This window comes from Methylobacterium frigidaeris (assembly GCF_022179185.1).
Lineage (GTDB): Bacteria > Pseudomonadota > Alphaproteobacteria > Rhizobiales > Beijerinckiaceae > Methylobacterium > Methylobacterium frigidaeris.
Window position 1 is genome coordinate 19,174 of the sequence record NZ_BPQJ01000034.1, and the last position, 18,857, is coordinate 38,030.

At 71.3% G+C, this 18,857-nt stretch carries 19 protein-coding genes; 13 read left to right on the forward strand and 6 right to left on the reverse strand.

Annotation, left to right across the window (positions count from 1 at the left end):
• Positions 1-292 precede the first annotated feature (292 nt).
• Positions 293-1,483, forward strand: a complete 1,191-nt coding sequence (locus tag MFF64_RS26360; RefSeq protein ID WP_099906057.1) for a site-specific DNA-methyltransferase — start codon at positions 293-295, stop codon at positions 1,481-1,483.
• 12 nt (positions 1,484-1,495) lie between these two features.
• Here the strand turns inward: MFF64_RS26360 and mutY are convergent, their stop codons facing one another.
• A complete protein-coding gene (gene mutY / locus MFF64_RS26365) occupies positions 1,496-2,734 on the reverse strand; it encodes an A/G-specific adenine glycosylase (protein WP_099906059.1) in 1,239 nt (412 codons plus the stop codon).
• A gap of 171 nt (positions 2,735-2,905) precedes the next feature.
• Here mutY and MFF64_RS26370 point away from each other — a divergent pair, with 171 nt between their 5' ends.
• The 9 genes from MFF64_RS26370 (at position 2,906) to MFF64_RS26410 (ending at position 11,354) form a co-directional block, all read left to right on the forward strand.
• Positions 2,906-3,391 (forward strand): DUF721 domain-containing protein, encoded by a 486-nt coding sequence (locus MFF64_RS26370; RefSeq protein WP_238192803.1) that lies wholly within the window; start codon positions 2,906-2,908, stop codon positions 3,389-3,391.
• Between the two features lie 215 nt (positions 3,392-3,606).
• Positions 3,607-4,266, forward strand: coding sequence for a DsbA family protein (locus tag MFF64_RS26375; RefSeq protein ID WP_099905643.1), 660 nt, complete (start codon positions 3,607-3,609; stop codon positions 4,264-4,266).
• A 120-nt stretch (positions 4,267-4,386) separates the two neighbouring features.
• Complete coding sequence (locus MFF64_RS26380; protein WP_099905645.1) at positions 4,387-7,830, forward strand: chromosome segregation SMC family protein; 3,444 nt, start codon at positions 4,387-4,389, stop codon at positions 7,828-7,830.
• A gap of 157 nt (positions 7,831-7,987) precedes the next feature.
• Positions 7,988-8,365 (forward strand): AtpZ/AtpI family protein, encoded by a 378-nt coding sequence (locus MFF64_RS26385; protein WP_099905647.1) that lies wholly within the window; start codon positions 7,988-7,990, stop codon positions 8,363-8,365.
• A gap of 91 nt (positions 8,366-8,456) precedes the next feature.
• On the forward strand, positions 8,457-9,212 hold the full coding sequence (locus MFF64_RS26390; protein ID WP_099905649.1) for a F0F1 ATP synthase subunit A: 756 nt from the start codon (positions 8,457-8,459) through the stop codon (positions 9,210-9,212).
• A 126-nt stretch (positions 9,213-9,338) separates the two neighbouring features.
• Positions 9,339-9,566, forward strand: a complete 228-nt coding sequence (locus MFF64_RS26395; protein WP_012336551.1) for a F0F1 ATP synthase subunit C — start codon at positions 9,339-9,341, stop codon at positions 9,564-9,566.
• Between the two features lie 194 nt (positions 9,567-9,760).
• Positions 9,761-10,336 (forward strand): F0F1 ATP synthase subunit B family protein, encoded by a 576-nt coding sequence (locus MFF64_RS26400; RefSeq protein ID WP_099905354.1) that lies wholly within the window; start codon positions 9,761-9,763, stop codon positions 10,334-10,336.
• Positions 10,337-10,357: 21 nt separating this feature from the next.
• Positions 10,358-10,843 carry a F0F1 ATP synthase subunit B family protein gene (locus MFF64_RS26405; RefSeq protein WP_099905366.1) on the forward strand — a complete coding sequence of 162 codons (486 nt, stop codon included), beginning with the start codon at positions 10,358-10,360 and terminating at the stop codon, positions 10,841-10,843.
• A gap of 253 nt (positions 10,844-11,096) precedes the next feature.
• The gene (locus MFF64_RS26410) at positions 11,097-11,354 is read left to right on the forward strand and encodes a DUF6894 family protein (RefSeq protein WP_099905356.1); all 258 of its coding nucleotides are present in this window, start codon (positions 11,097-11,099) and stop codon (positions 11,352-11,354) included.
• A 51-nt stretch (positions 11,355-11,405) separates the two neighbouring features.
• On the opposite strand, the gene fcl is transcribed toward MFF64_RS26410, so the two are convergent.
• The 5 genes from fcl to MFF64_RS26435 all read right to left on the reverse strand — a co-directional run bounded on the left by fcl (position 11,406) and on the right by MFF64_RS26435 (position 15,868).
• The gene (gene fcl, locus MFF64_RS26415; protein ID WP_099905358.1) at positions 11,406-12,362 is read right to left on the reverse strand and encodes a GDP-L-fucose synthase; all 957 of its coding nucleotides are present in this window, start codon (positions 12,360-12,362) and stop codon (positions 11,406-11,408) included.
• Positions 12,352-13,428, reverse strand: coding sequence for a GDP-mannose 4,6-dehydratase (gene gmd, locus MFF64_RS26420; RefSeq protein WP_099905360.1), 1,077 nt, complete (start codon positions 13,426-13,428; stop codon positions 12,352-12,354). Before gmd ends, fcl begins: the two co-directional genes overlap by 11 nt.
• A 234-nt stretch (positions 13,429-13,662) precedes the next feature.
• A complete protein-coding gene (ldtR, locus tag MFF64_RS26425; protein ID WP_099905362.1) occupies positions 13,663-14,178 on the reverse strand; it encodes a transcriptional regulator LdtR in 516 nt (171 codons plus the stop codon).
• Between the two features lie 173 nt (positions 14,179-14,351).
• On the reverse strand, positions 14,352-14,813 hold the full coding sequence (locus MFF64_RS26430; RefSeq protein WP_099905364.1) for a DUF6163 family protein: 462 nt from the start codon (positions 14,811-14,813) through the stop codon (positions 14,352-14,354).
• A gap of 2 nt (positions 14,814-14,815) precedes the next feature.
• Positions 14,816-15,868, reverse strand: coding sequence for an enoyl-CoA hydratase/isomerase family protein (locus tag MFF64_RS26435; protein ID WP_238192804.1), 1,053 nt, complete (start codon positions 15,866-15,868; stop codon positions 14,816-14,818).
• A gap of 236 nt (positions 15,869-16,104) precedes the next feature.
• Here MFF64_RS26435 and hemB point away from each other — a divergent pair, with 236 nt between their 5' ends.
• From hemB to MFF64_RS26450, 3 genes are read left to right on the forward strand one after another with little or no spacing between them, the layout of a single operon-like run.
• Entirely contained in the window at positions 16,105-17,154 is a 1,050-nt protein-coding gene (gene hemB, locus MFF64_RS26440; protein ID WP_238192805.1) for a porphobilinogen synthase, read from the forward strand.
• 10 nt (positions 17,155-17,164) lie between these two features.
• On the forward strand, positions 17,165-17,548 hold the full coding sequence (locus MFF64_RS26445) for a hypothetical protein (RefSeq protein ID WP_099904538.1): 384 nt from the start codon (positions 17,165-17,167) through the stop codon (positions 17,546-17,548).
• A 47-nt stretch (positions 17,549-17,595) separates the two neighbouring features.
• A complete protein-coding gene (locus MFF64_RS26450) occupies positions 17,596-18,837 on the forward strand; it encodes a threonine ammonia-lyase (protein ID WP_099904536.1) in 1,242 nt (413 codons plus the stop codon).
• Positions 18,838-18,857: the final 20 nt, after the last annotated feature.

Genomic DNA, 18,857 nt, shown 5'->3' on the forward strand with positions numbered 1-18,857 from the left:
GCGCCGACGCCAAGGTCGTCGCAACCCTCTCCCCGCCTGCGGGGAGAAGGGGAAGCCGCGCCTCGCTCTTCAGTGGAACGGCCCCTCCCGAACCGGACGCCACCGCACCGCAACGACGAGGGCACACCATCTGCGTCGACTGTAGCGCTTCATTAACGGATGAGCCCGGCCGCCCGACGACTAGGCAAGAAGTGCAGCCCCATTTCGAGACGCAATTCGTGCCTGCGGGAAACGTGACCTTTACCGTAGCGGCGGCAATGTCTGGTGGTCAGTCGCGTAACCGGTGTTTGCCATGGCTTCCCCGCGTACCGCGGTCGCCGGCGCCGCCGCCCGGAATCAGGTCTCGCGTACCGGGCGAGTGGTGTCGGCGCCGCGGATGGGTCTCGTTACCCCCGCACAGCGTCTTCCCCTGGACGAGGTCATCCTCGGGGATTGCCTCACTGCCCTCGATCGGCTCCCGCCGGCCAGTGTCGACCTGGTCTTCGCGGATCCGCCCTACAACCTCCAGCTCGGCGCCGGCGCCCTGCTGCGCCCGGACCAGAGCACCGTCGACGCCGTCGACGACGACTGGGACCAGTTCGCCAGCTTCGAGGCTTACGACGCCTTCACCCGCGCCTGGCTCTCCGCCTGCCGCCGGGTGATGAAGCCGACCGCCACCCTCTGGGTGATCGGGTCGTACCATAACATCTTCCGCGTCGGGAGCGCGTTGCAGGATCTTGGTTTCTGGATCCTGAACGACATCGTGTGGCGCAAGGCCAACCCGATGCCGAACTTCCGCGGCAAGCGCTTCACCAACGCCCACGAGACCCTGATCTGGGCCTCGCGCAGCGAGCAGAAGGGCTACACCTTCCATTACGAGGCGCTGAAGGGCGGCAACGACGACCTGCAGATGCGCTCGGACTGGTTCATCCCGCTCTGCACCGGCGACGAGCGCCTGAAGGGCGAGGACGGGCGCAAGCTGCACCCGACCCAGAAGCCCGAGGCTCTGCTCGCCCGCACCATCCTGTCGTCGTCGAATCCCGGCGACGTGGTGCTCGATCCCTTCTTCGGCACCGGCACCACCGGTGCGGTGGCCAAGCGCCTCGGCCGGCATTTCATCGGCATCGAGCAGGAGCCGGCCTATGCGGCGGCGGCGCGCGAGCGCATCGCCGGCATCGAGCCCCTGTCGCGTGCCGCGCTCCTCACCGCGCCGACGAAGCGCGCCGAGCCGCGGGTGCCGTTCCTGAGCCTCCTGGAAGCTGGCCACGTCCGGGCCGGCGAGACGCTCACCGACGAGCGGCGGCGCCACAAGGCCCTGGTGCGGCCCGACGGCACGCTCGGGGTCGGCCCGGCCTCGGGCTCGATCCACAAGATCGGTGCCCTGGTCCAGGGCCTGCCGGCCTGCAACGGCTGGACCTTCTGGCACGCCGAGCGCGGCGGACGCCTCGTCTGCATCGACGACTTCCGCGGCACGATGCGGGCCGGGATGGGCTCGGCCGCCTGAGGCGGCGGCACCTCACCGTCCCTTCGGCCGTCCGCGCCCGGTCGTCTTGACCACCGGTGCCGCGGCGGCCGGCCGGCGCGACAGCACCTTCTGTAGCGGCGCCCGCCGCGGCGGCGGCTCGGGTTCGGGGAGCGTCGCGAGGTCGGGTTCCGGCGGCGGCGCCGGGGCGGGAGGGGGTGCGGCCAGCTTCTGCTCCAGGGCGTGGGCCAGAACCTTCTTCATCGCGCCGGGCAGCGGCTCGGCCTCGAGGCCGGGGCGCGGGGTGAAGCGCATGCCCTCGGGGGCCGGCGTGCCGGCGGCGACCCTGGCGAGGAAGACCGTCAACTCGAGCGGGAAATGCGTGAAGACGTGGCGCACGCTTCCCGGCAGCCGCTTCCAGCGCGCGTCGAGAGGCGCATCGAGGAGGGCTTGCGCCGGGTCGTAATCGGCCCGCCACTCGCTCGTCGGCGGCTCGGCCATGGAGCCGAGCAGGCCTTCCGGCGGCCGGGTGCGCAGGAGCACCGCGTCGTCGCCGGCCCGCAGCACCACGAAGGCGGCGCCCCGGCGCAGCTGCCCCGCCACCTTCTTCACCTTGCGCGGGAACGTCTCCTGCAGCCCTTCGGCCCGGGCGCGGCAGGGCTGCATCCACGGGCACAGGGCACAGGCCGGCCGCTTCGGGGTGCAGAGCGTGGCGCCGAGATCCATCACCGCCTGTGCGAAGTCGCCGGGGCGCCGCTGCGGCACCAGGGCTTCGGCGAGGCGGCGGATCTCCGGGCGCGCGGCGGGAATCGGCGCCTCGATCGCGTAGAGCCGCGACACCACCCGCTCGACATTGCCGTCCACCGCCGCCGCCGGCCGGTCGAAGGCGATCGCCGCGATGGCGCCGGCCGTGTAGGCGCCGATCCCCGGGAGCTTCCTCAGCCCCTCCACCGTATCGGGGAAGGCGCCGGCCTCCGCCACCGCCTTCGCGCAGGCATGCAGGTTGCGGGCGCGGGAATAGTAGCCGAGGCCGGCCCAGGCGCCCATCACCGCCTCCTCGGGCGCCGCCGCCAGGGCCTCGACGGTCGGGAAGCGCTCCAGGAAGCGGGCGAAGTAGGGCTTCACCGCAGCGACGGTGGTCTGCTGCAGCATGATCTCGGACAGCCAGACCCGGTACGGATCGGGCGCGACGCCGGGCAGCGCGCGCCAGGGCAGCGCGCGGCGATGGCGGTCGTACCAGACCAGGAGGTCGGCGGCATCCGGCCTTGAGTGCGACGCGGCGGGCGCTACCATGCCGCCCGCCTTAGCGGGTTTTCCGCGATTGCGGGAGCGGGATTTCGGGATCTCGGTCGCCAGACACGGCCCTGGCGGCAGCGGGATCGAGGGTTAAGTGTTCCCTTACACGAAGGCTCTATCTCTCGGGGCTTCACGCCGGGAGCGGCGATCTTTCAGGACGGACGGGCGATGGCGCGGCCCAAACCCTTGAGCGAGCTGATCGAGCGGTCCCTCGGCCCCGTCTTCGCGGCGCAGGGCTTCGCCTCGACCGACATCCTGGCCTCCTGGGCCGAGATCGTCGGCGAGCGGCTGGCCCGGGCCTGCCAGCCGGAAAAGCTCGAATGGCCGCGCCGGCGCGGCGGCACGCGCGAGCGGCCGGAACCCGGCACCCTGACCGTGCGGGTCGAGGGCGCCTTCGCCCTCGAGCTCCAGCACCTCGTGCCGCTGGTGATCGAGCGCATCAACCGGCATTACGGCTGGGCCTGCGTCGGCAAGATCCGCCTGCGCCAGGACCGGGTCGCGCAGGCGCGCCGGCGGACCGCCGCCCCCCCGCCCCTCGACCCGGTGCGCCGCGGCGAGGTCGCGCTCGCCGTCTCCACCGTGAGCGAGGCGGCCTTGCGCGACGCCCTCGACCGGCTCGGCCTCGCGGTACTCGGGGCGCAGCGCTCGCGCTGACCGCGACCGCCCTCTACGCATTCCACGGGTCTCACCTGCGGCAAGCCCGAGCGGGCGTCGGCGCCCATGCGTCGGACGCCGTCGCGGCACGCGACCGCACCCGGGATGAAAGCGTCGCGGGCTGTTGATGCGCCGGCTGCTTGCCACGAGGCGGCCGGGATTCTACCGCACTCACGATCGCGGACCCTCCCGCACCCTCCACGAGGACGCCTGCCATGCTCACCCGTCGCGAGGCCCTGACACTCACCGGCTCGGCCCTCGGCGCGGCTCTGCTCGCGCCGGCCCTGCCGTTCTCCGCCCTCACCCAGGCTGCCTTGGCCCAGGGGCCGGTGGTCGACGGCCTGATGCAGCCCGGCCCCCTCGGCGACGTCTGGCTCGGGCCGGACAATGCCCGCTGCACCATCATCGAGTACGCCTCGATGACCTGCTCGCACTGCGCCGCCTTCCACAAGACGACCTGGCCGGCGCTCAAGGAGCGCTGGATCGATGCCGGCAAGGTCCGCTTCACCCTGCGCGAATTCCCCCTCGACCCGCTCGCCACCGCGGCCTTCATGCTGGCGCGGTCCGACAACGGCGCGCGCTACTATCCCATCACCGACATGCTGTTCGACCAGCAGCAGAACTGGGCCTTCGTGCCCAAGCCCCTCGATGCTCTCGAGCAGATGATGCGCCAGGCCGGCTTCTCGAAGGAGAAGTTCGAGGCGACCCTGAAGGACCAGACGCTCTACGACGCGGTCAACGCCGTGAAGGAGAAGGCCATGACGACCTTCAAGGTGAACGCCACGCCGACCTTCTTCATCAACGGCCAGAAGTACCAGGGCGAGATGACGATCGACGGCATGGAGAAGGTGATCAAGCCGATCGTCGGGGCGTGAGGCGGCAACGACTCCGACAAGGCCCTGACCAGCTGCGCTTGACCTGACACGTGGAACGCCTCCCCTCCCCCCTCGCGGGGAGGGGACGTAGCGATCCGACGCCGCGCACTGCGCCTCCTCATGAAATTCACGCGCCTGCGCATCGTCGGCTTCAAGACCTTCGTCGAGCCGAGCGAGTTCCTGATCGAGCCCGGCCTGACCGGGGTGATCGGGCCGAACGGCTGCGGCAAGTCGAACCTCGTCGAGGCCCTGCGCTGGGTAATGGGGGAGAGCTCGCACAAGAGCATGCGCGCCTCCGGCATGGACGACGTGATCTTCTCGGGCTCCGGCGGGCGGGCCGGGCGCAGCCACGCCGAGGTGACGCTCACCCTCGACAACGGGGCCCGCACGGCGCCCACCGCCTTCAACGCCGCCGACCTGCTGGAGGTCTCGCGCCGCATCGACCGGGGCGCCGGCTCGACCTACCAGGTCAATGGCCGCGAGGTCCGGGCCCGCGACGTGCAGTTGATGTTCGCCGACGCCGCGACCGGCGCGCGCTCCCCCGCCATGGTGCGCCAGGGCCAGGTGGCGGAGCTGATCGCGGCCAAGCCCCAGGCGCGCCGCCGCATCCTGGAGGACGCCGCCGGCATCGGCGGCCTGCATGCCCGCCGGCACGAGGCGGAGCTGCGCCTGAAGGCCGCGGAGGAGAACCTGTCGCGCGTCGAGGACGTGCTGACGGCGATCACCGCCGGCGTCGACTCCCTGCGCCGCCAGGCCCGCTCGGCCCAGCGCTACCGGGCCATCGCCGCCGAGATCCGCCGGCACGAGGCGCTGCTGCTGCTGATCGGGCACACCAATGCCCGCCGCGAGACTCTGGCGGCGGAAGCCGCCCTCGCCCAGGCCCTCGACCGGCTGGCGGCGGCGCAAGCCGAGCAGGTTGACTCCGCGACCGCGCAAGGCATCGCCGCCGCCGCGCTGCCGCGCCTGCGCGAGGCGGAAAGCGCCGCCGCGGCCGCGCTGCAGCGCCTGACCCTGGCGGCGGCGCAGCTCGAGGCGCAGGAGCGCCGCAGCGCCGAGCGGCTGCGCGACCTCGGCCGGCGGATCGTCGACCTGCGCCGCGACCTCGCCCGCGAGGCCGCCTCCCGGGACGACGCGCAGGCGACCCGGGAGCGCCTGGACGGCGAGGCGGCGGCGCTGATCGAAGCCGAGGACGGAGAAGCGGCGCGGGAGGAGGCCGTGGCCCGGGAGGCGGCGGCGGAGACGAGCCTCGCGGGGGCCGAGGCGGCACTCGCCGCCGCGCAAGGCGCCCAGGCCGAGCACGCGGCACGGCGCGGCGCCCTGATCCGCGCGGCGGCCGACGAGCGTGCCCGGGCCACCCGTCTCGCAGCGGAGCAGGCCCGCCTCGCCGGCGAGACGGCCGCGCACGTGGGGTCGGAGCGGCTGAATGCCCTGCGCGAGGCCTACGACGCGGCGAAAGAGGCGGCCGAGGGCGCCGAGGAGGCGGCGGCAGCCGCCCGCGACGCGGTGGCAGAGTCCCGCGACGCCGAGGCGCGGGGCCGGCCGGTCCTGGCGGCGGCGGAGCGGGAGGCGGCGCGGCTCGACACCGAGGCCCTCACCCTCACCCGCCTGGTGGCACCGGGCACCGAAGCGCGCTTTTCCCCGATCCTCGACGCGATCACCGTGGAACCGGGCTACGAGGCGGCCCTGGCGGCGGCCCTCGGCGACGACCTCGAAGCCGCCCTCGACCCGCAAGCCCCGACCCACTGGGCGCTCCTGCCCGATCCCGGCACAGATCCGGACCTGCCGGCCGGCGCCCGGCCCCTCGCCGAGCGGGTGACCGGCCCACCCGCCCTCGCCCGCCGCCTGCGCCAGGTCGGATTGGTGGAGCCGGAGGACGCGGCGGGTCTGCGCGAGCGCCTGCATCCGGGCCAGCGCCTCGTCACCAAGCGGGGCGACCTCACTCGCTGGGACGGCCTCACGGCCGCGGCGGAAGCGCCGCAGCCGGCGGCCCGCCGGCTCTCCGAGCGCAACCGGATCGAGACGTTGAACGAAGCGGCGGCCGAGGCCCGGGAGCAGGCGGAGGCCGCGCGGGAAACCCATGACGCGCTCCAGGCCCGGGCCCGGGAAGCGGCCGCGGCGGAGATCCGCGCCCTCGACGGCGCCCGCCTCGCCCGGCGCAACCTCGACGGTGCCCGCGAACTCTTGAGCCACGCCGAGCGTCGGGAGGCCGAGGCCGCCGCCCGCCGGGTCGCACTGTTCGAGGCCGAGGCGCGCCTCGCCGCGGATGCCGAGGAGGCGACCGCCCGAGCCGAGGCCGCCGAGGAGGCCCTGGCCGCTCTCGACGAGCCCGGTGACCTCACCACCCGCCTCGACGCCGCCCGGATGACGGCCGAGGCGTGCCGGCTCGCCGCCGCCGAGGCCCGGGCGGCCCGCCTGTCGCTGACCCGCGCCGCCGAGGAGTCCGCCGCCCGTCGCGCCGCACTCGCCGCCGACCGGGCACGCTGGCAGGAGCGAGCCGAGCGGGCCGAAGCGGCGCTTGACGAACTCAATGACCGCCTCGCCGCCGCCGAGGAGGAACAGGCCGAACTCGCCGAGGCGCCCGAGACCTTCGCCGAGGAACGCCGCCGGCTCACCGCTGAGACGGACCGCGCCGAGGCCGCCCGGGCTCAGGCCGGCGAGCGCCTGATCGCCGGTGAGACGCACCTGGCCGAGGCCGAGACGCGGGCGCGGGATGCCCTCGACGCCTTCGCGTCCGCCCGCGAGACCCGGGCAGCCGCCGCCGCCGCCCACGAGGCCCTGACGCGACGCCTCGCCGAGGTGGTGCGCGCCATCGTCGACAGCCTCGAGACCAATCCGGAGGGCCTCTACGGCCTCGCCGGCGCGACGCCCGGCGATCCCCTGCCGGAGGTCGCCGCCGTCGAGGCGAAGGCCGCCGCCTTGCGAGCCGACCGCGACCGGCTCGGCGCCGTGAACCTGCGGGCCGAGGAGGAATTGCGCGACACGGAGGGGCGACGCGACGAGCTGGGGCGCGAGCGCGACGAGCTGATCGAGGCGATCCGGCGCCTGCGCGGTGCGATCCAGGGCCTCAACCGCGAGGGGCGCGAGCGCCTGCTCGCCGCCTTCACGGCGGTGAACGGGCATTTCGAGCGCCTGTTCACGACCCTGTTCGGCGGCGGCACCGCCGAGCTGACGCTCGTCGATTCCGACGACCCGCTGGAAGCCGGCCTCGACATCCTGGCCCGGCCGCCGGGCAAGAAGCCCCAGACCATGACGCTGCTCTCGGGCGGCGAGCAGGCCCTGACGGCGACCGCGCTGATCTTCGCGGTGTTCCTCACCAACCCGTCGCCGGTCTGTGTCCTCGACGAGGTCGACGCGCCCCTCGACGACGCCAATGTCGAGCGCTACTGCGACCTGCTGTCGGCGATGGCCCGCGACACCGACACCCGCTTCATCGTCATCACCCACAACCCGATCACCATGGCGCGGATGGACCGGCTGTTCGGCGTGACGATGGCCGAGCGGGGGGTGTCGCAGCTCGTCTCGGTCGACCTCGCGACGGCCGAACGGCTGGTCGAGACGGTTTAACCAGGGCACCGCAAAAATTGCGAAATCCGCCGAAAGTCCAATGACTTAACGAGAGCCCGGGATGCCTTGACACCCAAGGTGGGCGAAACTATGGTGCGCCCGCTCGACGGGGGTAGCCGGACCGGATCTCCTCATCCTTCACACGCGAGGTTTCGCCATGAGCGGCAACGACCCGCGAGGGAAGGACGGCACCGGTGAGGGCTCCTCCCCCGACGACGACCTCTCCGCGAGGCTCAAGCGTCTCGAGATGCAGATCGACCGGAAGCGCCCCGCGGCGGCTCCCGATCCTTCGTCGCGTCAAGACCGCGGCCAGCCTTCGTCCCTCGGCGTCGCCATGCGGCTGTCCACGGAATTCGTGGCCGGCGTGCTGGCGGGCGGCCTCCTCGGCTGGGGCTGCGATCGTCTCCTGGGCACCAAGCCCTGGGGCCTGATCGTCCTGCTCGTCCTGGGCTTCGCGGCCGGAATCTACAACGTGATGCGCGTTTCCGGATTTTTTCCGGCCGCGGACACGAAGAAAGGCCCGCCAGGGTCTTGATCATCCGGTGGATGCCGTGCATCCGCCTGCACGGATTGGCAGCGCGGCGGGAAAAGCCCGCGGCAGCGACACACGAGGGGGCGGGACCGGCATGGCCGTCAAGATGGATCCGATCCACCAGTTCGAGCTGAAGCCGCTGGTTTCGTTCGGGCATATCGGCCACCAGAACATCGCCTTCACCCAGTCGGCGCTGTACATGTTCCTGGCCGTGGGGCTCATCGCGCTCCTGACGATCTGGGCCACGCGCAGCCGCGCGGTGGTGCCGGGCCGGGCGCAGTCCCTCGCTGAGGTGTTCTACGAGTTCATCGGCCAGACGGTGCACCAGTCGGCCGGCCACGGCAGCGAGCGCTTCGTGCCGCTGGTCTTCTCCCTGTTCATGTTCATCCTGCTCTTGAACCTGTTCGGGATGATCCCCTACGCCTTCGCGGTGACCAGCCACATCATCGTCACCTTCATGCTGGCGCTGGTGGTGATCCTCACCGTGGTGATCTACGGCTTCATGGCCCACGGCACCCACTTCCTCGGCCTGTTCGTGCCCCCCGGCGTGCCCGGCTGGCTCAAGCCGCTGATCGTGGTGATCGAGGTCGTGTCGTTCATCTCGCGTCCCATCAGCCTCTCGGTCCGTCTCTTCGCCAACATGCTGGCGGGCCACATCGCGCTGAAGATCTTCGCGGGCTTCGTCCCGGCCCTGCTCGCCGCCGGCGTCTGGGGCATCCTCTCGCCCCTGCCCCTCGCCCTCTCGGTCGCCGTCACGGCCCTCGAGATGCTGGTCGCGGTGCTGCAGGCCTACGTCTTCGCGACGCTGACCTCGATCTACCTCAGCGACGCCCTGCATCCGGGCCACTGAGGCGGCCGGGGCCATCAGGCCCCGCCCCTCGCCCGCGATCGCAACACCCGAGCTTCCCACCCCGGTTCGCCGTGTCGCGGCCGGATCCCACCCGCCAGACGACTAGACGACCTTAGGAGCACCACGATGGATCCCGTTGCTGCGAAGTACATCGGCGCCGGCCTCGCCTGCCTCGGCATGGCGGGCGCCGCCGTGGGCCTCGGCAACCTGTTCGGCCAGTTCTTCGCCGGCGCCCTGCGCAACCCCTCCGCGGCCGACAGCCAGCGCGCCAACCTGCTCCTCGGCTTCGCGCTGACCGAGGCGCTGGGCATCTTCTCGCTGCTCGTCGCGCTGCTGCTGCTGTTCGCCGTCTGATCCGGCGAGGATTGCCTCAGGTGGTCCACCCGCGCACCGGGCCTTTCCAGGAGGGTCCGGTGCGCGCGCGTTAAGGGCGCCTGACACCACGACTTCGTGCAGCCGCCGCCCCCGCGAGGCGTGGCGGTGCGACGGCCGGCCCGGCCGAGCGCTCGGCGGGAGCGCTTCGTCTCCCCTCACACCCGGACGACACCATGGCGCAGCCACATGCACCGGCTCCCACCAACGAAGGGATCATCAACGTGCCGGCCTCCGAGCATGGCGGCGGATTCCCGCCGTTCGAGAGCAGCACCTTCGCGGCGCAGATCCTCTGGCTCGCGCTCGCCTTCGGCCTGCTCTACTACCTGATGTCGAGAGTCGCCCTGCCGCAGATCGCCGGCATCCTGCACGACCGGCAGGCCCGCCTCTCCGGCGACCTCGACCAGGCCGTCCGCGCCAAGGCCGAGGCCGACAGCGCCCGCGACACCTACGAGCGCGCGCTCAAGGACGCCCAGGACAAGGCCAAGGGCATCGCCCAGACCACCCGCGAGCAGCTCGCCTCTGAGGCCGAGACCCGCCGCAAGTCCCTCGAGGCCGACCTGGCGACCAAGCTCGCCGAGGCCGAGGGCCAGATCCGCACCCGCACCGCCACCGCGATGAGCAGCGTGCGCGAGGTAGCCGCCGACGCCGCGACCGCCATCGTCGAGCGCCTGACCGGCCAGGCGCCGGACCGCGCCGCCGTCGAGGCGGCCTACGACCGCGCCGCCGCGCGGCCCCAGACCGTGCACTGAGCCGCAGGAGATCACGACATGCTGTTCGATGCGGAATTCTGGGTCGCGGTCGCCTTCGTGGTGTTCTGCGGCATCGCCTGGAAGATGGGCCTGTTCGACCAGATCATCGGCGGGCTCGACAAGCGCGGCGCCCGCGTGCGCAAGGAACTCGAGGAGGCCCGGCGCCTGCGCGAGGAGGCCGAGGCCGTCCTGGCGGATTACAAGCGCCGCCGCTCCGAGGCCGAGCGCGAGGCCGCCGAGATCGTCGCTAACGCCCGCGCCGAGGCCGAGGCCGCTGCCGCCGAGGGTCATGCCCGCCTGAACGAGTTCGTCGCCCGCCGCACCAAGGCGGCGGAGACCAAGATCGCCCAGGCCGAGGCCCAGGCCGCCGCCGAGGTGCGAGCCGCCGCGGCGGAAGCCGCCGTGCGGGTCTCCGAGTCCATCCTGCGGGAGAAGGTCAGCGGCGACGCCGCTCAGGACCTGGTCCGCCGCAGCCTCGGCGAGGTACGGACCCGCCTGCGGGCCTGACCTGTCGCGACAATTGCGGTAACGCTTCTGAGAGCCGCCTTCGGGCGGCTTTCTTATTGGGCGAAAGCGAAACCCCATTCGGTCATGCCGCAAAGTCTTCGCTTGCGGTCAAAGGAATTATTTTAAGACATAACGTCGACGTCTGGACTCGGCTTCGCTGAAGATGCGCAGACTTTACATGTTTAACCACAAGAGGATCGCCGGCCGACGTTTTCTGTGGCATAGAACGGGACGAATCGCCGTCGAGCCCGTGATGACCGTCTACTACTTCCACTTCCAATCGGGCCGCCGCCTGATCATGGACCCCGAGGGGGTCGAGCTGCGCAGTACGGCCGACGCCCTGGAAGTGGCGGCCAAGCTGGCGGCCGGCCTGCTCGACGATCGCGAAGTCGCCTGCGACTGGACGCGCAGCGCCTTCCGGGTCGAGGACCAGCATCAGCGCCGCGTCCTCCGCCTGCCGATGACGACCGTGCGGGCCCGGGACAATCGCAGTCGGGCGCTGCGGAATTAGGGCGAAGAAGCCGGCTCGCGGAGGTGACCGGTCCGCTCGACCGGCCAGCTCTCACGCCGCTCCCCTCCAGTTCTCCCTGAACCACACGTAGACCGACCGGATCCCGTCCCGGAGCGGGATGCGCGGCGCCCATCCCATGGCCTGGAGCGTGTCCGCGCTCATCAGCTTGCGCGGCGTGCCGTCCGGCTTGCTCAGGTCGTTCGCGATCCGCCCGCGAAAACCCACGACCTCGGCGACGATGCGGGCGAGATCCGCGATCGCGATGTCGGTGCCGGACCCGACATTGACGTGCGCGTCGCCCGAATAGGTCTGGAGCAGGAAGACCAGCGCGTCGGCGCAATCGTCGACGTGCAGGAATTCCCGCCGCGGCGTGCCGGTACCCCAGATGACCAGCTCGTCGTCGCCCCGCAGCATCGCCTCGTGGGCCTTGCGGATCAGGGCCGGCAGGACGTGGCTGCCGGTGAGGTCGAAATTGTCCTCCGGGCCGTAGAGGTTGGTCGGCATCGCCGAGATGAAGTCGCAGCCGTGCTGGCGGCGATAGGCCTGGACGAGCTTGATCCCGGCGATCTTGGCGACCGCGTACCACTCGTTGGTCGGCTCGAGCGGCCCGGTCAGCAGGGCATCCTCGGTGATCGGCTGGCGCGCGAATTTCGGGTAGATGCAGCTCGATCCGAGGAGCAGCAGCCTGCTCACTCCGGTGCGCCGGGCCGCCTCGACCACGTTCGCCTCGATCATGAGGTTGTCGTAGAGGAAATCGGCCGGATAGGTGTCGTTGGCGAGGATCCCGCCGACCTTGGCGGCGGCGAGCACGACCGCATCGGGCCGCGCCTCCGCCATCCACGCCTCCGTCTCGGCCTGCCGCGTGAGGTCGACGGTGCGGCGGTCGGCGGCGAGGATCTCGCAGCCCTCGCGCGCGAGCCGGCGGACCACCGCGCTCCCGACCATGCCCCGGTGCCCGGCGACCCAGACGCGCTTGCCAGCGAGCGGGTAGAGAAGCTCATTCCGCATGGCGGTGCTGCTCCTTGGCGACGGCCGCGAGATCGTGGCGCACCATCTCGGCGCACAGTTCCTGCCACTTGGTCTCGTGGACCCAGCCGAGCTTCTCCCGCGCCTTGGTGGGATCGCCGATCAGCAGGTCGACCTCGGTCGGCCGGAAGTAGCGCGGATCGACCTCGACGAGAACACGCCCGGACCGGGTGCAGACCGCCTTCTCGTCGACGCCGCGGCCGGACCATTCGAGCGTGATGCCGGCCTCCGCGAAGGCGGTGGTGACGAAGTCGCGCACCAGGGTCGTCTCCCCAGTCGCCAGCACGTAGTCGTCGGGCGTCTCCTGCTGCAGCATCATCCACATGCCGCGGGCGTACTCGCGGGCGTGGCCCCAGTCGCGACGAGCGTCGAGATTGCCGAGATAGAGCCGGTCCTGATGCCCGTGCCGGATCGCCGCGACGGCGCGGGTGATCTTGCGGGTCACGAAGGTCTCGCCGCGCAGCGGACTCTCGTGGTTGAACAGGATGCCGTTCGAGGCGTGCATGCCGTAGGCCTCGCGGTAGTTCACCACGATCCAGTAGGCGTAGAGCTTCGCGGCCGCGTAGGGGCTGCGGGGATAGAACGGTGTCGTCTCGCTCTGCGGCACCTGCTGCACCAGCCCGTACAGCTCCGAGGTCGAGGCCTGGTAGAAGCGGGTGTGCCGGGTCAAGCCGAGGATGCGGATCGCCTCCAGGATCCGCAACGTGCCGATGCCGTCGGCATTGGCGGTGTATTCCGGGGTCTCGAAGCTGACCTGGACGTGGCTCTGCGCCGCCAGGTTGTAGATCTCGTCCGGCTGGACCTGCTGGATCACCCGGATCAGGTTGGTCGAGTCGGTCATGTCCCCGTAATGGAGCACGAAGCGCTGATCGAGGACGTGGGGATCCTGGTACAGGTGCTCGATTCGCCCGGTGTTGAACGAGGACGAGCGGCGCTTGATGCCGTGGACGACGTAGCCCTTCTGCAGCAGGATCTCCGACAGGTAGGCACCGTCCTGCCCCGTCACGCCCGTGATCAAGGCAACTTTCTTCGATCGATCGACTGTCATAGGCCGCCCGTTGAATTACTTACGTATTTCCATAATTATATTGGAAACACGACTTCGAAGGCAACCCGACACGCCGCGGCTGGATGCGCATGACATCTTGACGCATCGGCCGGCATCAATGAATAGCGAATTTAATCCCCGAATTCTCTGGCCTCAGTACTTTGACACGATTGCAGCACCGCCCCGCGCCCGGCGATCGGGCGCGGAGAGCGGGCACAGGCCACCGTCGGCGGCTCAGAGCCGGTAGCGGATCTGGTCGGTCCAGAAGCGTTCGAGGCGGGCGAGGGCCTGGTTGAGGCGGCCGAAATCGTCCTCCGAGATGCCGCCGATCGGCTGGATGGTCTTGGCGTGCTTGTCGTAGAGCCCGCGGACGATCTCGTGCACCTCGCGGCCCTTGTCGGTCAGGCTGATGCGGACCGAGCGGCGGTCGGTCTTCGAACGGGCGTGGTGCAGGTAGCCGGTCTCGACCAGCTTCTTGACGTTGTACGAGACGTTCGAGCCGAGATAGTAGCCGCGGGTGCGCAGCTCGCTCGCGGTCAGCTCCTTGTCGCCGATATTGTAGAGCAGCAGCGCCTGGACGCTGTTGACGTCTTCGCGGCCGCGGCGCTCAAACTCGTCCTTGATCACGTCGAGGAGCCGACGGTGCAGCCGCTCGACCAGGTGGAGCGCCTCGAGGTAGTGGGGGCGGACGGCGGTCTCGGTCTCGGGAGCGGAGATCGTCTGCGCCACCTTCGTCGCCTGGGTCTTCATCGGAACGCCTCACTCTGTACGGGGGTGCTCGGCGGTGTCTCCCGCTCCGCTTATGAGTTCAAATTAGGCGCGCCCCGTGAATGTGAGTTTAAACGACAGGATAAATTCTCGATTTACCTCTGTCGGTAAACCGAAGATGAACCTGATCGTTCACTTTCGAGAAAGGTTGAGGTTCAGCGTAGTTCGCGCGAGGCGAGCCAGGAGACCGTGAAGTAGACCAGGATGATCATGCCGTCGAAGGCGAGGCTCGGCAGCGACATGGGCAGGAGCTGCGGGGTCAGCAGGGCGAGCACCATGGCGGAGGTGGCGGCGAGCAGCCAGACCACGCCGCCCCAGGCGGTGGCGAGCCACAGGCCCACCGCCGCCAGCAGGTTGATGACGCCGAAATAGACGATCACCGCCTGCCGGCCGATGGGCGCGGCCTCGAACGGCGCGGCGTTGGGGCGGGCGCCCAGGATCTCGGCCCAGGCGCTGAGGCCCTTGACCATCCAGACCACGGCGACGACCCGCATCAGCCAGACCAGCACCACGTCCCAGCGCGTCTCGGGCCGCGGGGCCCGGCGCTCGATGCGGTCGGCCGCCTCCTCGAGGCCTGCCCGCCGGGGACCACCCCGGACCTTGCTCAAGGAGCGCATGGTCAGGTGAAGCTCGGCTCGCCGGGCATCGGCGCGAAATGGGCTTCGATCTCCTCCGGACGCACAGCCTCCAGGGTGGCGGGCCGCCAATCCGGCCGGCCGTCGCGGTCGATCAGCACCGAGCGCACGCCCTCGTAGAAGTCGTGCCCGCGCAGGATCCGGCACAGGACGCGGTATTCGAGCTGCATCGCCTCCGGGAAGGACAGGGAGGCTCCGCGGCGCATCTGGGCCAGCGCCAGGGTGAGGCTGGTAGGCGAGCGGGTGCGGATCGTCGCGGCGGTCGTCCGGGCGAACTCGGATCCGGCGGCGTCGAGGCGGGCCAGCACCTCCGCGACGCTGTCGGCCGAGAAGCAGGTCTCGATCAGCGCCCGCTCGGCGTGGAGCGGGCCGGGGGCCGGCACCTCGTGAGTGCCGAGCGCCTGGTCGACCGGCTGCCCCTGGCTGAGCGCGTCGCGGATTGCCTCGAACTGCGCGGCGGGCGCAGCGTGGGTGGCAAGACCGAAAGCGAGGACGTCGCCCTGACCGATCCGCTCGCCGGTGAGCGCCAGATAGGTGCCGACGAAGCCCGGCAGCCGCGGCAGGGCGTAGGTGGCGCCGACATCGGGAAAGAAGCCGATGCCGGTCTCGGGCATCGCGAAGGCCGTGCGCTCCGCCGCGACCCGGTGCGAGCCGTGCACCGACACCCCGACCCCGCCGCCCATCACGATGCCGTCGATCAGCGCGATGTAGGGCTTCTCGTAGCGCTGGATCAGCGCGTTGAGCTCGTACTCCTCGCGGAAGAAGGTCTGGGCTTCAGCGTACTTCCCGGCGCTGCCCTCCTGGTGGATGCGGCGGATGTCGCCGCCGGCGCAGAAGGCGCGCTCGCCGGCGCCCTGCACCACCACCCGGGTCACCGCCGGGTCCGCCGCCCAGGCCTCGAGGGCGGCGCGCATGGCGCGCACCATCTCGAGGGTGAGGGCGTTGAGGGCCTTGGGCCGGTTGAGGGTGATGAGCCCGGCGGCACCCCGCCGCTCGCACAGAACCGCGCCGTCCGCCGTCACGCCCGCGTCGCTCATGATGCACCCTCCCGGTTAATGGCGGTTAACCGGGTGCCGCCCGCCGCGTCAACGGCGCGAGACGACTCAGGCACGAGACGACTCAGGGGCCCTCGCGACCGAAAGCCTCCCGCGACCCTGCCATGCACCTCCGCCTGGGTTCTGGCGACGGCCGGACTGTGCTACCTGCGGATTGGACGAATTCGACGAAGGACAGGCCCGGCGCGAAAGCGGGCCGCGAGGAGGCCCGACCCCGGATGTCGCAGATCCAGCCGATGCCCCGGCCGCTCGCCCGGGAAGCCGCCCGGACCGAGCCGGCCGCCCTCGGGCTCACCCAGCGCCCGCGGCGCAACCGCAAGGCCGAGTGGTCGCGCCGCCTGGTGCGAGAGACCACCCTCACCGTCGACGACCTGATCTGGCCGATCTTCCTGATCGAGGGCGAGAACCGGCGCGAGCCGGTCGCCTCGATGCCGGGCGTCGAGCGCCTCTCGGTCGACGAGGCGGTGCGGGCGGCCGAGCGTGCGGCGTCCTTGCGCATCCCCGCGATCTCGTTCTTCCCCTTCGTCGAGCCTCCCTTGCGCGACGCGACCGGCTCGGAGGCGCTCAACCGCAACAACCTGGTCTGCCGCGCCGTGCGGGCGGTGAAGAAGGCAGTGCCGGAGATCGGCATTATCACCGATGTCGCCCTCGACCCCTATACCAGCCACGGCCATGACGGCCTCCTGGAGGACGGAGTGATCGTCAACGACGAGACGGTGGCGCTCCTCGTCGAGCAGAGCCTGATCCAGGCCGAGGCCGGCACCGACGTCATCGCCCCCTCCGACATGATGGACGGGCGGGTGGGCGCGATCCGGGCCGGGCTCGACCGGGCCGGGCACCGCGACGTGCAGATCATGACCTACGCGGCGAAGTACGCCAGCGCCTTCTACGGCCCGTTCCGCGACGCGATCGGCACGAGCGCCACGCTGGTCGGCGACAAGCGCACCTACCAGATGGATGCCGGCAACACCGACGAGGCCCTGCGCGAGGTCGCCCTCGACCTCGACGAGGGCGCCGATTCGGTGATGGTCAAGCCCGGCATGCCGTATCTCGACGTGATCCGCCGGGTGAAGGAGACCTTCTCCGTGCCCACCTTCGCCTACCAGGTCTCGGGCGAGTACGCGATGATCGCGGCCGCGGCCCAGAACGGCTGGCTCGACGGCGAGCGCGCCATGATGGAGAGCCTGGCCGCATTCAAGCGCGCCGGCGCCGACGGCGTCTTCACCTACTTCGCCCCGCGGGTCGCCGAGCGGCTGCGGCAAGGGTGAGGCCGGCAAAATGAGGCCAGGACGACGGGCGAGGCTCGCGGGTCTCGCCGCCCTCCTCGGCCTCGGCGCCTGCTCCGGCACCCCCGACGCCGAGCAGGCCCGGATCTGCCGGCGCGCCCTGCCGACCCTGGTGCCGGCAGGATCCCGCGTGGCGGTGTTGCGCGAGGCCACCGGGCCGCAGGAGCGCAGCATCCGCATCGACTTCTCGCAGGAGCGCGAGGGCCGCAGCCCGCTGCCGCGCTACGCGGTCTGCCAGTTCTCCGGCTTGAGCCGCACCGATCTCTCGGGGCTCGCGAGCGACCGCGGTCCGGTCGGCGGCGCGGCGCTCTACCTGCTCAAGCACTACTACCTCGACACGCCGGACGCGGCGCTCGCCGAGCCGGGAGCGGGCTGACGCGGCACCGTGCGCGCTCTAGAGTGAACGCGTCCGGAGAGTCCCGCTTGAGCCAGCCCTACGCCATCACCCCGGACGACGTCGTCCGGGCCGCCCACACCATCCGCGGCCACGTGCTGCGCACGCCGCTGGTGCCGGCGCCGCGCCTGTCCGAGCTGACCGGGGCGCGGGTCCTGGTCAAGCACGAGAACATGCAGGCGACCGGTGCCTTCAAGGAGCGCGGCGCGGTCAACCGGCTCAGCGCCCTGACCGAGGCCGAGCGACGCCGCGGCGTGGTGGCGATGTCGGCCGGCAACCATGCCCAGGCCGTGGCCTATCACGCGCGGCGCCTCGGCATCCCGGCCACCATCGTGATGCCGGCGACGACCCCCCTGGTGAAGGTCGAGAACACCCGCGCCCACGGCGCCACCGTGGTGCTGGAGGGCGACACCCTGGTCGAGGCGGCCTCCGCCGTCGAGCGGCTGGTCGAGGCGCACGGCTTCGTGCTGGTCCACCCCTACGACGATCCCCTGGTGATGGCCGGCCAAGGGACCATCGCGCTCGAGATGCTGGAGGACGCCCCGGACCTCGATTGCCTGGTGGTGCCGATCGGCGGCGGCGGGCTGATGAGCGGCATCGCGATTGGTGCGAGCCTGCGGCCGCGGGTGTCGCTCACCGGCGTCGAGGCCGCCCTCTACCCCTCGTTCCTCAACGCCATCGACGGGCAGGGCCGGCCGATCGGCGGCCCGACGCTGGCCGAGGGCATCGCCGTCAAGACCGTCGGCCGCCTGACCCTGCCGATCATCCGCGACCTCGTGCGCGAGATCGTGCTCGTCGACGAGCCGCAGATCGAGCGGGCGGTGCACGACTACGCGACGCTCCAGCGCAGCCTCGCCGAGGGCGCGGGCGCCGCCGGCCTCGCCGCGCTCCTGGCCCGGCCCGACCTGTTCGCCGGCCGCACGGTCGGCCTGGTGCTCTGCGGCGGCAACATCGACGCGCGGCTGCTGGCCTCCGTGATGGTGCGCGAATTGGAGCGCGAGGACCGGATCATCTCGTTCCGGATGACCGCGAGCGACCGGCCCGGCGTGCTCGGCCGGGTGGCCGGGCGGCTCGGCGAGTTAGGGGCCAACATCCTGGAGGTCTCGCACGGCCGCCTCCACCTCGACGTGCCGGCAAAGAGCGTCTCGATCGACGTGACGATCGAGACCCGCGGCCCCGGCCACACCGCGGAGATCCTGGATACGCTCAGCCGCGAGGGGCTGGAGCCGCGGCGGATCGGGCCGCACGGGAATGCGGCGACGGGGGGATGAGCCTCGAAGCTCACTCCCTG

What these genes read in the sequence shown, in the direction of transcription:
- MFF64_RS26360 (WP_099906057.1), top strand. Translation starts at nt 293, where the DNA reads ATGGCTTCCCCGCGTACCGCGGTCGCCGGCGCCGCCGCCCGGAATCAG.
- mutY (WP_099906059.1), bottom strand. Translation starts at nt 2,734, where the DNA reads ATGGTAGCGCCCGCCGCGTCGCACTCAAGGCCGGATGCCGCCGACCTC.
- MFF64_RS26370 (WP_238192803.1), top strand. Translation starts at nt 2,906, where the DNA reads ATGGCGCGGCCCAAACCCTTGAGCGAGCTGATCGAGCGGTCCCTCGGC.
- MFF64_RS26375 (WP_099905643.1), top strand. Translation starts at nt 3,607, where the DNA reads ATGCTCACCCGTCGCGAGGCCCTGACACTCACCGGCTCGGCCCTCGGC.
- MFF64_RS26380 (WP_099905645.1), top strand. Translation starts at nt 4,387, where the DNA reads ATGAAATTCACGCGCCTGCGCATCGTCGGCTTCAAGACCTTCGTCGAG.
- MFF64_RS26385 (WP_099905647.1), top strand. Translation starts at nt 7,988, where the DNA reads ATGAGCGGCAACGACCCGCGAGGGAAGGACGGCACCGGTGAGGGCTCC.
- MFF64_RS26390 (WP_099905649.1), top strand. Translation starts at nt 8,457, where the DNA reads ATGGCCGTCAAGATGGATCCGATCCACCAGTTCGAGCTGAAGCCGCTG.
- MFF64_RS26395 (WP_012336551.1), top strand. Translation starts at nt 9,339, where the DNA reads ATGGATCCCGTTGCTGCGAAGTACATCGGCGCCGGCCTCGCCTGCCTC.
- MFF64_RS26400 (WP_099905354.1), top strand. Translation starts at nt 9,761, where the DNA reads ATGGCGCAGCCACATGCACCGGCTCCCACCAACGAAGGGATCATCAAC.
- MFF64_RS26410 (WP_099905356.1), top strand. Translation starts at nt 11,097, where the DNA reads ATGACCGTCTACTACTTCCACTTCCAATCGGGCCGCCGCCTGATCATG.
- fcl (WP_099905358.1), bottom strand. Translation starts at nt 12,362, where the DNA reads ATGCGGAATGAGCTTCTCTACCCGCTCGCTGGCAAGCGCGTCTGGGTC.
- gmd (WP_099905360.1), bottom strand. Translation starts at nt 13,428, where the DNA reads ATGACAGTCGATCGATCGAAGAAAGTTGCCTTGATCACGGGCGTGACG.
- ldtR (WP_099905362.1), bottom strand. Translation starts at nt 14,178, where the DNA reads ATGAAGACCCAGGCGACGAAGGTGGCGCAGACGATCTCCGCTCCCGAG.
- MFF64_RS26430 (WP_099905364.1), bottom strand. Translation starts at nt 14,813, where the DNA reads ATGCGCTCCTTGAGCAAGGTCCGGGGTGGTCCCCGGCGGGCAGGCCTC.
- MFF64_RS26435 (WP_238192804.1), bottom strand. Translation starts at nt 15,868, where the DNA reads ATGAGCGACGCGGGCGTGACGGCGGACGGCGCGGTTCTGTGCGAGCGG.
- hemB (WP_238192805.1), top strand. Translation starts at nt 16,105, where the DNA reads ATGTCGCAGATCCAGCCGATGCCCCGGCCGCTCGCCCGGGAAGCCGCC.
- MFF64_RS26445 (WP_099904538.1), top strand. Translation starts at nt 17,165, where the DNA reads ATGAGGCCAGGACGACGGGCGAGGCTCGCGGGTCTCGCCGCCCTCCTC.